At 33.8% G+C, this 16,367-nt stretch carries 4 protein-coding genes; all 4 read left to right on the top strand.

Going from position 1 to position 16,367, the window contains the following annotated elements:
* Positions 1–59 precede the first annotated feature (59 nt).
* The 4 genes from E0W73_RS01115 to E0W73_RS01100 all read left to right on the top strand — a co-directional run bounded on the left by E0W73_RS01115 (position 60) and on the right by E0W73_RS01100 (position 16,233).
* Positions 60–6,656 (top strand): T9SS type A sorting domain-containing protein, encoded by a 6,597-nt coding sequence (locus tag E0W73_RS01115; RefSeq protein WP_135220245.1) that lies wholly within the window; start codon positions 60–62, stop codon positions 6,654–6,656.
* Between the two features lie 97 nt (positions 6,657–6,753).
* Positions 6,754–9,198, top strand: coding sequence for a TonB-dependent receptor (locus E0W73_RS01110; RefSeq protein WP_135220244.1), 2,445 nt, complete (start codon positions 6,754–6,756; stop codon positions 9,196–9,198).
* 43 nt (positions 9,199–9,241) lie between these two features.
* Positions 9,242–15,193, top strand: a complete 5,952-nt coding sequence (locus E0W73_RS01105; protein WP_135220243.1) for a fibronectin type III domain-containing protein — start codon at positions 9,242–9,244, stop codon at positions 15,191–15,193.
* Positions 15,193–16,233: a PQQ-binding-like beta-propeller repeat protein gene (locus E0W73_RS01100; protein ID WP_135220242.1), complete on the top strand. Its 1,041-nt coding sequence runs from the start codon at positions 15,193–15,195 to the stop codon at positions 16,231–16,233. Before E0W73_RS01105 ends, E0W73_RS01100 begins: the two co-directional genes overlap by 1 nt.
* The last annotated feature ends 134 nt before the right edge of the window (positions 16,234–16,367 follow it).

Genomic DNA, 16,367 nt, shown 5'->3' with positions numbered 1-16,367 from the left:
ATAGACAAAAGCATTTTATGAATTTGCTTGAAAAAATATAAAGCTCCAAATAAAAATATATGAAAAAACATCTACTTAAATTATTTCTTTTTATAAGCGTTGTTGGGTATTCCCAGCAAGCTGAAATAGGTGAATTGAACAGTGGTGCTAGAAAAGTAACGTTTAAGAATCCTTCGGCAATTGAGGTAATAAAAGTTTCTGAAATAAAATCTAATATTTCAGATCCCAATGCTGCTAATCCTGCTGATGGTAAAATCATATTTACTATTTCTGGCGGAACACCTGCTACAAGCGGTAATCCATATAAAGTTACACTTAAAAAGGGAACTGCTGAAATTGCTTTAAGTCCTACTAATTATTCCATTAACTATGAATCAAATAAATACAAAGTTACTGTAACTGGACTAGACGAAGGAACTTACACTGCAATTGTAGAAGACAATAATAATTGTATTTCTCCTTCACAGCCTAATTTCATTATTACCAAGCAAGCTACAATGATCGTAAACAAAATAGATGATTATTATATTTCTTGTTATGGAAATAAAGCAGAATTAACCCAGCAAGGAGTATTAAACGGAATTCCATTTGATAGTGGAGTTTCATACATTTATCAATGGTATAAACGAAATTCTGATGGCAGCTTTACAGAAAATCAAATAGGAGAGAAAGCTACCAATTTAGGTGAAGGAATATATAAATTAGTTGTAACTGATAAATTTAAAAATAAAGGAGAATCTGCTTTAATTACGGTAACTGAAAGAAAAGAAATCATAGTTGTTAAAGAGGAGAAAATTTCAGTTTGCAAAGGCGAAACTGGTAGCATTACCCTTACTATTTCAAATGTTTCTTCTAATTGTACCATTGAATGGCTCAATAAAACTGCTAACGGAGTAGTTTCAAATGGTGGAAGAACATTAACAGATATATCTGGAAATTATAGTTATAAAATCACTGATAATGGATGTACAATAACAGGTAACGCATTAATTGACGAACCGCTAAACGAATTAGTTGCAGACTTTGCGTCTACTCAACCTACCAGTGCAAATAATGATGGTGTTATAAAAATAATTAATTTAAGCGGAGGAAACTATCCTTCAACTACTATAAATTATACTTATAATTGGTCAAAAGAGGGTGACACTGCATTTATTCGTGGAAATGTAAGTCAAATAAATGGTTTATCAACTGGAACATACTACGTAACTATTACTTCATCATCAGGATGTCAAAAAAACCTTGGACCAATTACATTAGAAGCCCTGAACATAAAAAATTATACACAGCAAAACGTTAAATGTTATGGCGCAGAAACAGGTTCATTATCTATAGCTGTAAGCGGTGGAACAACTTTACTAAACGGTTATAAATACAAATGGTATAAAAACGGCACAGAAATTCCAAGCATGACAACCAACGAAATAACAGGAGTTGGTGCAGGATCTTATCGAGTAGAAGTCAGCGATGATAACACCTCTGTTAACAGAACTTTTACTATTGCAAATGAGCCTTCAGAAGCACTTTCGGCAACATCAACTTTTACAGATGTTATTTGTTATGAAGAAAGCAATGGAACTATTACACTTAACATTAAAGGAGGAATTTCACCATATACCGTTGTATGGAAAGATGTTAATGACGCTTCAAAAAATGTAAACGCTACACAATTACCAGCCGGTACATATTCTTATGTAATTACAGATCAAAACGGATGTACATTTTCAAGTCCGCAGAATATTACAATAAGTCAAAAAGATCAAATCTTAATATCAAGTATTGGACAAAAACAGCCAACATTGTTTAGTGCAAATAATGGTGAAATTACTATTAATGCAATTGGAGGAACAGGCAGCTATACTTATATTTTAAAGAAAAACAATATTAGTACACCATATACAACAAGTCCTGTAACTGGATTGGGAGAAGGTGTCTATGAAGTATCTGTTAAAGACGCTAATAACTGTATAACAGCCGTTCAAACAATTACCCTAAAAGCATTGGCAGTTGCTTTTGTTGATAAAACTAATGTAAGCTGTTATGGAGGAAATAATGGAAATATAGAAGTTCTTGCTTCTGGTGGTACTCCAATAAGTCCGACTCAATATACCTATCAATGGTTTTATAAACAAAATGCAACAGATGCATATGCCTTACTTTCTTCTCAAACAACAAGTAAAGCTGTAAATCTATATGCCGGATTTTACAAAGTTATTGTAACTGATAATGCAAACATTTCGAGAGAACTTGAAATTGCAGAATTAACACAAAGGCCTGCCATAGCATGTACAGCGACCAAAACCGATGTTAGTTGTTTTAATGGCAGTAATGGAACAATTTCACTGAACATTACTGGTGGAACAGGAGCATATACAGTTACTTGGGAAGATGTTAATGATACCGCAAGAATTGTAAACCCTTCTCAATTAACAGCCGGAAGTTATACCTATAGTATTAAAGATGCTAATGGCTGTGTTTTTCCCGGAACTACAATTGTAATAACACAACCGCTGAAACCTTTAACTATATCGTCTTTTACCAAAATTGATGCAAATGGTTTCGGCAGAGAAAACGGAAGCATTCAAATTACGGCTTCAGATGGAACACCTTCATATACTTATCAATGGTATAAAGGAACTGCAAAAACAATAATGACAGGAAAAACAGGCCCATTATTGACCGGAATTGGGGCAGACTCTTATACTGTGATCATAACCGATTCAAAACTTTGTATATTGGAGCAAACTTATACTATAACTGAGCCAGATAAATTAGAAGTTGAAAGTTTAACTCAAACTCCAAACACAAATATTTTATGTAATGGAGATGCATCTGCAGAATATAATATAGTCGTAAAAGGTGGTGTAAAAGGATACTCTTTTGAATGGCTGAATAATAGCACAGGAAAAAAACATGCCTCAACAGAAGTAGTAGGAACTACATCAACAAGCTCAAAAGCTTCAAATTTAGAAGCAGGAAATTATACAATTAGTGTAAAAGACCAACACAATAATGATCTCTTTGGTACTAATACGTTTACGATTACAGAGCCTGAGGTATTAGCTTTTAGTTATACACCACAGCATGTTTCTTGTCATGGTGGCAATAATGGTACAATTACATTGAACATCACAGGAGGAACAAAAAATTCTGACAATACAAAACCTTATACTATTGTTTCAAACGGTGGTACCATAAACAATCAAACAGGAGTTATCTCTAGTCTGCAAAAAGGAAGTTATATCGTAAAAGTTATAGATGCAAATGGCTGTCAGACTGGTGAACAGGTTATCCAAATCACAGAGCCTGCTGAGTCTGTACAGATCACAAATTCTGTTATTACTCCAACAACTGGTTTTGGGCTTTCTACAGGAAAAGTTGTGGTTACAGTATTGGGTGGAACTTCAGGATATACTTATCAGTGGAAAAATAGTTTAGGAACAATTGTTGGAACTAATAGCCCAACTTTAAACAATGTTCCTGCTGATACTTATACTCTATTAGTAACAGATTCTAAAGGATGTCCAACTGGAGATACTTACATCATACCTCAGCCAACAAGACCTGCATTGACAGAAACACATTCACAAGCAAAATGTAATGGATTATTCGGATCTCTAAATGCTACTGCTACTGGCGGAGCTTCTTACAATCAAAATCAAGCAGCTAGAAGTTATACGTACAAGTTCAGAAATAAAGCTACTGGAGCTATCACTACAATAACTGGAAACACTGCAAATTTCACCAATATCGCAGACGGAGATTACAGCCTTACAGCGACAGATATTGCAGGAGTAGATTCTAATACTATTGATGTCCTATTTCAACAGCCAACTCCAGTTATCGTTAACTTGGCTTCAAAAATAGATGTAAGCTGTTATGGCGGACAAGACGGCTCTATTGCTGTTACTGTTACTGGCGGAACTCCTTTCATAGTGAATGGAACTCCAGAGTATACCTATATCTGGAAAAAGAAAAATCCTGCAACAAATCTTTATGAAAACTTTACTCCAACATCATTAAATACATTATACGAAGGAGTTTATGCAGTAGAAGTTCGTGATGCAAATTATAATCCAAGTGATGCGACACATTGCGTAGGTTTATTAAGTGATATAATAATTAGCCAGCCAGCAGATTTTGGTTTTGAAATTGATAGAATGACGTATCAAAATCCAACCGCAGCAAATGGAAACGACGGTGCTTTGCATTTTGAAATTAAAGGCGGTAAAACAAATTACGAGTACAAACTTTATAAAAAAGATGCTCTTGGAAATGAAACTGTTCTAGAAACAATCTCAAATACTTCGGCAAAAATGGTAGACTTTACTGGTCTTATCAAAGATCATTATTATGTATCTGTTCAGGATGATACTGGATGTACCAAATATACCGATTTTGATTTTACAGATAATCCTTTAACAATAACCATCAGCCAGACTCAAGTTCTTACTTGTTTTGAGTCTAATAACGGAATTTTAAAAGCTGTTGTAAATGGGGGTTTCGGTACCAAAACAATTTCATGGTACAGAAACAATGTTTTATTACCAAACGAACATAATGCAGAATTGCTAAATGTAAAAATTGGAAATTATTATGCTGTCGTAAAAGATACAAAAGCGATTGAAGTTACTACCGCTCCACTTACTGTTACACAACCAGATCTTGTAACATTCAGTACCATTCAAGAACCTGTAAAATGTTTAGGAGACAGTAACGGAACCATTACCATTACTGCTGCTGGAGGAAATGGAATTTTTAGATACAGGTACTTTAACAACGGAACATTAGTTCAAGATTGGACCAATTTTGCAAACGCAGCTTCAACAATTATTACTGGTTTAGCAGATGGCGAATATACACTTCAGGTACAAGACACACAGCAGTGCGCAAGTACAGATGCAACTGTAAAAATTACATCACCAACTGCTTTAGAGATTATCAATATTGTAGCTGTTCCTGCAACAGGAAAAGGTTTAAGCAACGGGTCAATAAGTACAACTGCTCAAGGTGCAAACGGAAGCTACTCTTACAATTGGTTTAAAGCAGACGGTTCAGCTATAAATCAAACGACTGCTAACGCTGTAAATTTAGCTGCTGGTAAATATTACATCACAGTTATCGATGCCAAAGGCTGTATGCTTAGTTCTCATTTAATCGAAGTGACTGAACCGCCTTTATTAGAAACTTCTATTAGTGTTCAAAATGTTGTTTTATGTAATGGAGATAAAAACGGAAGTTTAAGACCTACAACAACTGGAGGATTATTAAAACCTGGAGAAAATTATACCTATCAATGGTTTGAAAGCGGTAATACTAATGTTCTCTCTACAAGTACTATTTTAACCAACATTGGAAAAGGTTCTTATTATGTTATTGCAAAAGATTCTAATGGAAACTTAGCGACAAGTCAGACTCTAATTGTAACCGAACCCGAAGTTCTTACTAATGTATTGACTGCCGATTATGTACGCTGCGGGGATTTCGAAGACTGGACAATAGATGCCACTCCAACTGGAGGAACACTGCCATACAGTTATTCTTGGAATAATGGTGCAAAAACGGCAAGTATTCAGAATGTAAAACCAGGCAATTATTCTGTTGTTGTGACAGATAATCACGGATGTAGCATTACAAAATCAATCACTTTAACGGCACCTGCTCATTTAGATGCTGCCGAAGTAATCAAAATACCAACTTGTTATGAAGGTTCTGATGCAACTATTACCGTAACTCCAATTGCAGGTACAGCTCCGTATACTTATTTGTGGAATACAGGCGAAAAAACAAACAAACTAAGCAATGCTGCTGCAGGTGATTATTCAGTGGAAATTACTGATGCCAGAGGTTGTATCATCTTAAGAAAATACACCATTGTAAATCCGCCGAAAGATGTTATTAACTTAGGTGAAGACGTGACATTGTGTTACAAACAAAGTCTTACCATAAATGGTGCTATAAATGATGATAAAGCAACTTATGTTTGGACTTCTGACAAGGGTTTCAAAAGTACGAATCCAATCATTACAGTTTCTGAACCGGCCAATTATACACTTGTTGTAACCAATAAATTAGGCTGTCAGGCAACCGATACTATTAATGTATCAAGTCAGGAATCTGATATTAGTGCTGAGTTTGCGATGTCATCTCAAGTATTCGTAAATGAGAAATTTATCATTATCGATATCAGTAATCCAAAAGCTGATAAAGTGGAATGGAAACTGCCTGCTGAAGCTGTTATTACCACTAATAATGGAGATTATGCCGAAATGAGTTTTACTAAAGCTGGTGAATATGATATTACCATAAATACACAAAAAGGTCGATGCACGGCTTATCAGACTAAAACGATTGTGGTAACAGAAGGCGAATACGAAGATCCAGACGATACTGATTTACAGAAAAAATTCGATGTGAAAATATATCCGAATCCATCAAACGGAATATTTACTGTTGATGCCACATTGGATAAAGTAATGTCTGCCAGCGTAAAAATTTACAACCTAAACAATAATGTTGTACTGGATTCTAGAAATGGAAATGGGAAAGATGCCTACTCGTTCAATTTTAGTTTAAGCGGACTTTCATCGGGAATTTATTTTGTATTGTTTGAATCACAGCAAGGAACAAAACTGAGAAAATTAATTATACAATAAGCTCGAAACAACAGATCAAAAAAGTCAATTTTTTAAATAAAACAGTTCGAAATAAAAGGTCAGTCCTTCCCTATTTCATTGCCTTGAATTTATCATAATGAATTTAAAAAGAATATTAGTTTTCAGCTTATTATTGTGTAATACTCTGACTTTCGCACAGAATTTCAATGTTGAAGAATTAGGAAAAGCCAAATTAGTAAACGTTTCTGGAGGTGCTTCAGCCAATGGAGTATTTTATTCCGGAAACGGTGCAAGAGAGCCATTTACCTATTTCTTAAACGGAAACATCAACGTTAATATCGCTAGTTTGTACAATATCCCGTTTTCATTTTCATACACTAATCAAAAGTTTGGCTACAACAGACCAGTACTCATGAACCGTTTGAGTATTCATCCATCTTATAAATGGATTACTGGACACATTGGAGACGTGAGCATGACTTTTTCGCCGTATACTTTGGCAGGACATCAATTTACTGGATTAGGAGTTGATTTGACACCACAGGGAAAATTCAAAATCAGTGCCATGTACGGACGTTTAGTACGCAGCAGTGAATACGATGAAATCAATACAGAACTTGTTCCAACCTATAAAAGAATGGGTTACGGATTTAAAACACAATATGCACTGGAAAAAATAAATTTAGGACTTACCATTTTTAAAGCAAAAGATGAGGTAAACTCTCTATCTATTCCTATTCCATTTGAATTGGGTGTTTCGCCAAAAGAAAATGCGGCAATTAGTTTTGAAACTTCTTTTAAATTATTTCAGAAATTACAAGTACAAACCGAATTTGCAAACAGCAGTATTACAGAAGACACTAGAGAGACTGGAAATACCAAAGCCCAGAATATATCTTCTTTGCTTTTAAAATCAAATCCAACAACTACAAGTTACAAAGCATTAAAGGGACAATTGGTTTATCCTGCCGGGAAAGGAACTTTAGGTTTAGGCTACGAACGTATTGATCCAAACTATAGAACACTTGGTGGTTATTATTTCAATAATGATTTAGAAAATGTTACCGTAAATGCTTCACAGACTTTATACCAAGATAAATTGAGCTTAAACCTGAATTTAGGTTTACAAAAAGACAATTTGGACAAACAAAAACAAAGTCAGATGAAGAGATTGGTTTCCTCTATCAGTGCCGATTTTAGAGCCAATCAAAAATTGAACTTTAATCTTAATTATTCTAATTTTCAATCGTATACCAACAGCCGTAATCAATTCGATTACATTAATCAAACCGATCAATACGAGTTTTTAGACACCTTAAATTTCAGACAGGTCAATCAGAATGCTGCGCTTACTATTAATTATCTTTTGAAAAATGACAAAACTAGAAAGCAGGCTTTCAACGCCAATTTCAGCATGCAGGATGCCGTAAATCAGCAACAAGGAAAAACGGTTGCCGGTGGTGCAAGTACCTATTACAATACAGGACTCTCGTATATTTTAGGTTATCCACAACAAGACTTAAATCTTACAGCTTCTTTTAATAGCACTATCGGAAAGCTGGATGTTGGCGATAACTTAATTTTAGGACCAACAATTGGTGCTACAAAACAATTTTACGACAAGAAACTAAACACATCATTCTCTACCAGCTACAACAGCAGTTTTAGTAATGGAGATAAAGTAAATGATGTTTTTAATATTCGTTTAAACGGAACATACATCTACATGCAGAAACATAATTTCGGATTAAACTGCATTACACTTTTCAGCAGTTCACAAACAGTTCGAAATAATGATTTAACCGCAACTTTATCCTATACGTATTCTTTCGACAAAATAAAACTTCGTCCAAAACGAGTTGAAGAAAAACCAATAACTCAAGAAGAAACTCCAGAAACCAGACTGAAAATTTCTTCAAATGATGTTGTTTTAGAAGGAACAAAAAGCGAGATTATCAACAAACTGGAACAGCTTCAAAACACTTTAAGACCTTTGCCAGAAACTGAATTACAAAAACTGGATAAACGTTTAGACGTCACCAGAATGACTTTGGAAGACAAAGAATTCAAAGAAAAAGTACTGGACTATCTGGATGAATATAATACCAATAAGGAAATGGTTTCTCAATACAACAATGCGCTGTATGACATTATTCAGAAATTAAATCGTGAAATCGCTGCAAAAGACCAGCATATTGAACAAGTTTACACAACTGCAATCGGTCGTGTCAATACAGACAAAATGCATGGCGTAAACAGTGAAGAAGCTAAAGATAAAGTGGCTAAAGAGAGGTATCAAAAATTGGTAGAAAGAAGCAAAATAGCAGAAAAGCAATTAATCAACCACAGATGGATGATGAAGGAATTTGATCTCCTTTCCAAATTACCGCAAAGCGAATTACAGAACAACGAATCAATGGCTGCTTTCAGTAAACAGGAAGTCAACAATTTCTTTGAATTGAACAAGGATAAAAAAGAAGGCAAAGAAATCAGCAGACAATTAGAAGAAAAAATAATTCCGTTTTATCACCAGCTGGCAGTGGAAAAAGCCGTAAACGATTCGATTGAATTAAAATATTAAAGAAGAAAAGATTTTAAAGTATAATAGTTATAAATACACCCAAATGCTAAAAAAACTACAATTTCAACTATTCTTAACCCTTGGGTTTTGGCTTTCGGCAATAGTTTCTGGTATAGCACAGACCTATCCAGTTACCATTAGTACGCAAATTACACAGCCTTCACCGATTTACTTAAGCAATTATGCCGATGCGTCTACGATAAATAGTCCCATTAAAGTGCAGATTGCTTTAAACGATTTAACCATTTCCAATCGTCAGATTCGATTAAAGTGTTATTTCCAAGGGCAGTCTACTTCGTTAATGACCAACGATTTTGTAGTTGGAGCGCACGATCTTTTTCTAGAAGGAGGAGTACCGCTTCAGTTAACCAATGTAGATTTAGCACCTTACTTTCAATATCAAAATCTTCTTGGAATAAATCCAAACCAATATGCACAGGCACTTCCAGAAGGTATTTATACATTCTCTGTTGAGGTTTATGACTTTGCAACGAATAAAAAGCTTTCGAAGAAAACCAGCGTAACAACTATTATTTTCCAGAACGATCCACCGTTTCTGAATCTGCCTTTGAACAATGCTTCGATAATGCAACAGAATATTCAGAACATTATCTTCAGTTGGACGCCGAGACAGATTAATGTAAGTAATGTAGAATACGAGTTTTCATTAGTAGAAATCTGGGACAAATACACGCCTATACAAAATGCATTTGCCTACTCACCTCCTCTATTTACAACTACTACGCGATCAACTACGCTGCAATATGGCGTATCTGAACCGCAATTGATTCCAGGCAAAAGATATGCTTGGAGAGTAAAAGCAAAAGCACTTTTAGGCGCAGAAGAAATTGGTGTATTTAAAAATAATGGATTCAGCGAAATTTATTCTTTCGATTACGAAGTATTCTGTACCGCTCCGCTGGCCATAAACGTAGAAGGAATCAGTGAAAATCAGGCAAAAGTAACTTGGTCAGGGAACCTTGATAATTTTGACTATCAAGTAAACTATCGACAAAAAAATGCCGATTCGGAATGGTACAAAATCGTTACTCCAAGAGAATCAGTTACCATTAGTAATTTAAAGCCAAACACAACTTACGAATATAGCGTTGGTGCTTCTTGTGATGTTGGAAAATATACCCACAGTACAGTTAAAGAATTTCAAACTCTGGTTAGGGACGAAATTGCTTTTCAAGGCTGTGGTATAAAACCAGATCCTGCCGATTTAGCCAATACTAGTCCGTTAGCAGCACTTTTTCCAAATGATGTAATTGCAGCAGGAGATTTCCCTGTAGTCGTACTTCATGCTACAGGAAGCAACGGAACTTTTTCTGGAGACGGTTATGTAACATTCCCTTTCCTTGAAAAATTCAGAAAACTAATTGACGCTGCCGATGCACTTGCCGGAAAAGACGAAAACGGAGAATCGAAAGGAAGTATTGGAGAAAACACCCGTATCCGAATCACATTTAACAATATCGGCTTAAATACCGATTTTAAATTGATTTCTGGGGAGATTATTGCTTCTTATGATGCTGAATGGAAAGGGATGATTGATGGTGATCAAATTCTTACGGACGTATTTGGAAGTGATGGAAAACCTATAGAAGGAACATTAGATTATGTTGTAAAATCGGCAACCTTAAATCCTGATGGAACTGTAACCATAAAAGGAGAAAATGGCGAAGTTACTACACTAGCAAAATCACCTTATGAGCGCGTCTTTACCGATAAAGATGGTAAAACTGTGACAATTCCTGCAAATGGAAAAGGAGAGCCTACTATTTCACAAGGAGCTGATGGCGGAAAAGCAGTTGCTTCAAATACAAATGGTGTGTCGAGCAGCGGTGAAGTCACTCAAGTATCATCGAAAGACGTAGTAATTAAATTCTCCAACAGCCTTACCGAGACTGTTAGTAATAAGTATGCCTATGACAAGATGCCGGCAAATGGAGCTCCAAAGATCTTACAGACTTACGAAACAATCCCTATGGCTGCAGGAGGCAATTATAATGTTGATTATAAAGCCGTATCTGATTTATTCAAGAATCATCAAGAAGTTGTTTATGCTGAAGCTACTTTTAAAAATGGCAAATCACAAAAGGATATCATTTTTAAAACCAGCGCAGGAGAAAAAGTCGATTTTGAATGGAAAAATGAGACACAGGCTGAAATAAAACTGACCAAAAAATTTGAATTCGGTAAATACAGCATTATTGCGACAGTAAAAGGCAAAGAAGAAAAAAATCCGCAGGATTCTACTAAAACAGTCCAAGGTAAATCTGAAATTGCAGGTAAAATAAACGTTTGGGATTTAACTCAAAAACCAGCAATAAATGTAACATTCATCAGTATTAACGGTGCCAATACCCCAGATGCTAGTGTAGCAAAAAAAGAACTTAATGAAATTTATAACAAAGTCGGAATTCAGTTTGAGGTAACGACACAAAAGGTAACTATCGGTACACTGCCAAATGAAATCAAATGTGGAGATAGTGGCGTTTTTGATTTTTACACAGATGATCAAAACAGCATTATTGCACAAATAGAATCTAATACCGATTTTAAATACAATGATAAGACGTATTATGTTTTATACACTGGAAAAGCTGGTCAAAATGCTTACAAAGGTTTTATGCCTCTTGGAGGTCAATATGCTTTTGTGTTTAGTAGTGGAGACTTAAGAACTGCTGCACACGAATTAGGACACGGAATCTTCGGTTTAAAGCACCCTTTCTCAAATTCAGGAGAATCAGGAAAAACAGATCTTTTAATGGATTATGGATCAGGAACTGTATTATCACACAACGATTGGGATGTTATTCATAGTGGCGGATGGAAATTTTATGGGTTTCAGAAGAGTTCTTCTGGAGGACTACTCGGAGGGTTTGCCATTGCACCCGATTGGAGCTTTGTTAGTAGCGGTGACCAAAATGCCGTAAGAGCAAGTGGAGATATTGATAGTAAAGGTTTTTTAAGAGGAATTGTTACAACTGAAGGTACTTTCTTGTGGAAACTTGACAGCGACGGCAAATATAAATATCTTCACGAAACATCAAACAAAATTTATAGCAATCCTACAGCTTTACCCAAAGAAGACTCAAGTATTTATCTGTTTTTTGAAAACCAAAATACTAGAGGAAAATACATGCATACAAAATACAAAGAACTGCTTGCGGTATTAAAATCTAGAAAAGAATCTGATTTAAGTGATTTTATTTCTAAACATAGTGATGATGATTCATTTACAAGAGGGGAAAAAGAAGACAGAACAACTTATTGGGCCTATGTAGGTTGTAAAAACTGTAACAGTAAAGGCCAAACCAATGGAAATGGCAATGATGAAGAAAGACTAAAAGATCTAATAAGTAAACTTGATGCAAAAATTGGGGATGATTCTGTAGCTTCTGAAATGATAATTTTAGATAAAAATGATCCTAAATACCAAGAAAAATTGGCTGAAGCTTTAAAAAAAGTATCTTATATTCTAGCCACGTATGACAGTAGTGGAAAAGAAACTTTAAAATTAGAATACAAACTACAGATTCCTAAAACCATTCAGGATATGTTCCCTAATTTCAAAACTTCAGATAATTGTATGGTAGATTACATAAATAGTAGTCTAACAACACTACATGAAAATTCTATATATAAGAACATGAAACCTGCTGATCAAGCTATGCTAGAAATCGCTACAGTATTTTACCAAGGATTCTTCGGTATGTGGTACTGTGCTACGAACGAAGAAAGTATTGCGAATGCAGGAGGTGTTGAACAATTTTTAGCTGGTGCGACCCATGAAGCTATCGCCATGATCGATGTTGTTTTACTAGTTGATGGTTTAGCAACTTTAGCAAAAGAAGGTTTAAAAACTAATCTTCAAGGCTATATAAAATATTATGAAAATCTTAAATCTGTAGGTTCTACAATTACTAAGGGAGGTCAATTACAACCTGAACAAATTCTAGGTGTAGTGTTAATTCCTCCGTATAATACTCTTTCTGAAACTATAAAAAAAGCAATAAGTATTGGTACTGAGTTTAAAAAAACTTACTTCACTGAATGTAATAAAACTATACTAAAAGGCGGTAAAGAAGCTGATATCTGTTATTATAGATATGGACAATTAACCGTAATGATCATTCCTATTTTATATACAGCTGGTGAATATGCTGTAGCAAAACTTGCTAAATTTTCAAAAATTAGTAGTTCTCTTGCTAAAAATGCTGTAGCACTAAATGATAAACTAATTGCTAAAGGAGTCTCCCTACTTGAAGCCGATGGAAAAACGCTTATTAAAAATGCTACAACCGGAGAAATTATGGCTACCGTTGAAAGTAAAGCATTAAAAGATATTGAAAAGGCTTTAGATGATTTGAGTGATCTTAATAGTGCAATTGGATCTGTTGGTAAAGTAATTTCAATGACTTTTGAGAACGCTCCTATAAAAGGCTCTCCAATCTCAGGTGGAGTAATTATAGATGATATTGGAACGCCAATTAAGGCATTAAATAATAATGGATATGTTATTAAAAATAATGCTTTTACCGGGTATAGATCTTCAGTTAATGGCAATCTTGCACATGAGCTAGAAGAGTTTACACATTTAAAAATAGTAAAAGAAGGGGAAATTTACATGCCTAAATTGGATCCCGTGAAAGAAATTATATCCGAAGCTAAAGATATTCCTGTTATTCAATTAGTTCCTTACAAAACTACTTATTATGCAAGCGAAAAGGGTGTTGTCGAACTTATTATCGCAGAATCAGCATCTGCTAAAGGCGTAGCACAGGTTGTATACACTTCAGCTGTAGTAGCTAAAAAATTAAAAGAAGAGGAAGAGAAAAAAGAGAAATGTACAATTTGTCCAGAAAGATCTGGAAATACAAGAAATTCTCAAATATGTAGAAATCTTGAACAATTACTAAAAAACACAAGTAATTTAACCGCAATTTCTAAACTTTGTGCTATCGCTGATTTAAATAATGTTTTGGTCAAATTATTATCTTATGATATACCTGTACAGAAAGCCTTTTTACAGGATATTGATAGTAAGTGTGATAATAACAAATCTCTTTGTGTGCATATTTCAGGTATTGATGAAGGGATTATTGTAGCATGGAAATCAATTATAGATAATGCATCAATAGGAACTGCCTTTGCTAAAGATTGGGATGTTTTACAAATAGTAAAGGATATTATTAATACTCCATCAAAAATGGCTGCATTTGGACCATTTGAGAAAGGTACAATTCGAAACTTCGATGAATTTTTAAATACATACATGGCCTGTACTCCATGTAATACTTGTGATACACCAGCTCCAGGAAGTTGGCCAAGTAGATTCCCAAAATTAGATGCTGTATTAAAAAACAGTGTTGAAGTCTATGGAACCCACAAAACAACTCCTGATTTTCTAAGCAGTTTTTATTGCGGAGAAGTATTAGCAAAAAATGCAATAAACAAGAAAGATGGTGGTCAGTTTATGTTACGTTATATGGCTGAAAATAATATTACAGATCATTCACAAATGATTGATCGTAAGTTTGAGTACATTAATCCAAATGCAGTACAAAAACAAAAAGAATTTGATATATTTTTAGGCAAAGGTAATATAGATGGAGTTTGGTTTATTGAATGTAAAAGTTATGAAGAAACTACACCTATAGATGTAAATCAATTGAAAGCTTATTTCTCTTCTATAGATAAAGTAGTTAACTTAAATTATGTTTTCAATATCAATAAAATGATTACAGAAGCTGCTGCTAAAGAAGCTGTACAAGCTTTATTATGCAACAAAGCAGAAGGTACTTTAAAAGATAATGGAAATGAACTATTTGAAGTTATTTGGAATAATAACGCTCTATGTAAATCTTTATTTGGTAATGATATTGATAAAAATAATCCACAAGATAAACTCGATTCTAAAAACGAATTCAAAACTTATATTTTAACTTTATCTGATAATTTCTATAAATTTATAAAAGTGTATTAATGAATTATAATGTTTTAAATACAAAAGGAAGTATTCGTGATTTTAGCGTCATGAAGGATAAAGTTTTAATCAATACTTTAAAAGATATAAAACTAGACGATCAAATATTGTATCCGAAATTTGATGAATATAACTTTTCTAGCTTTATAAATGACAAATATTTGTTTTATGGCAATTTAGAAACAATGGTATTATATGATTTCAATAATAATATTAAAAAAGAATTAAATCCTGAATATTCTTATTATTGGGATACCTTAGAGAATAATAAGGTCTTAATAAGTTTCAATCGAAGAAAAAATAATTTAGGAAAAAAAATATCCGATTATCATTGGTTACATTTAGAAAAAAATCAATTAGAAAAGTTATTATTTATTGAAAAAGCGCAAAATAAGATTTTTAATAGAAGTGTAATAATAACAGAATCAGAATTTCTGATTAAGTCTCTTTCTCTCAACACAGGTAAATATGAATGGGAAATAAATTTAGAACAAGAAATTTACAATTATCAAGCAGATGGTATACAAAAAATAATAGGAATTTATGATGGAGTGCTTTGGTTAAGTTGTTCAAAAGCTTTATGGGGAATAGATATCAGTAATGGTAAAATTTTATATACATATACTAAACCTACTGAGATAATGAATCTAAGCGATATTAAATTAGATTTTTTTAGGGGCTATGATGGATACATCGATGGGGAAAATAAAAAAATAGTAGGCTTTGAACACGAAACTTATTACGAGTTAGATTTAACTGATTTAAGTTTAAAATATTGGATATTTACTCAAGAGTGTAACAAAATTGCAGCCTATGCACCTCATATTGGAAATAAATGCTATACTAAAACACACATATACTTTATTGATAATATCAACGGTAAAATAGTAATATTTAATAGAATAACTAAAAATTTTGACTGGATATATACTTTCCCCCCCGAATCCTGCACAGGAATTTTAAATGATATTCAAATATCTAAAAACAAACTATATGTATTGGACACAGGAGGCACATTACATATCTTTGAAAAAGAATAATTAAAAATAAAATAAAAAAATGCAAACCTCAAAAATCACAAGATACGCCATAATAGTACTAGTAGTTCTATTCATAGTAATTAGCGTATTAAACTAAAAAACAAAAAGCCTTCTGAAATTTCAGAAGGCTTTTT

It is taken from the genome of Flavobacterium foetidum, assembly GCF_004634245.1.
In the GTDB taxonomy this organism is placed as follows: Bacteria; Bacteroidota; Bacteroidia; order Flavobacteriales; family Flavobacteriaceae; genus Flavobacterium; species Flavobacterium foetidum.
Note: the sequence above shows the minus strand (reverse complement) of the source record. Positions and strands in the feature narration are given on the sequence as shown.

What these genes read in the sequence shown, in the direction of transcription:
- E0W73_RS01110 (WP_135220244.1), top strand. Translation starts at nt 6,754, where the DNA reads ATGAATTTAAAAAGAATATTAGTTTTCAGCTTATTATTGTGTAATACT.
- E0W73_RS01105 (WP_135220243.1), top strand. Translation starts at nt 9,242, where the DNA reads ATGCTAAAAAAACTACAATTTCAACTATTCTTAACCCTTGGGTTTTGG.
- E0W73_RS01115 (WP_135220245.1), top strand. Translation starts at nt 60, where the DNA reads ATGAAAAAACATCTACTTAAATTATTTCTTTTTATAAGCGTTGTTGGG.
- E0W73_RS01100 (WP_135220242.1), top strand. Translation starts at nt 15,193, where the DNA reads ATGAATTATAATGTTTTAAATACAAAAGGAAGTATTCGTGATTTTAGC.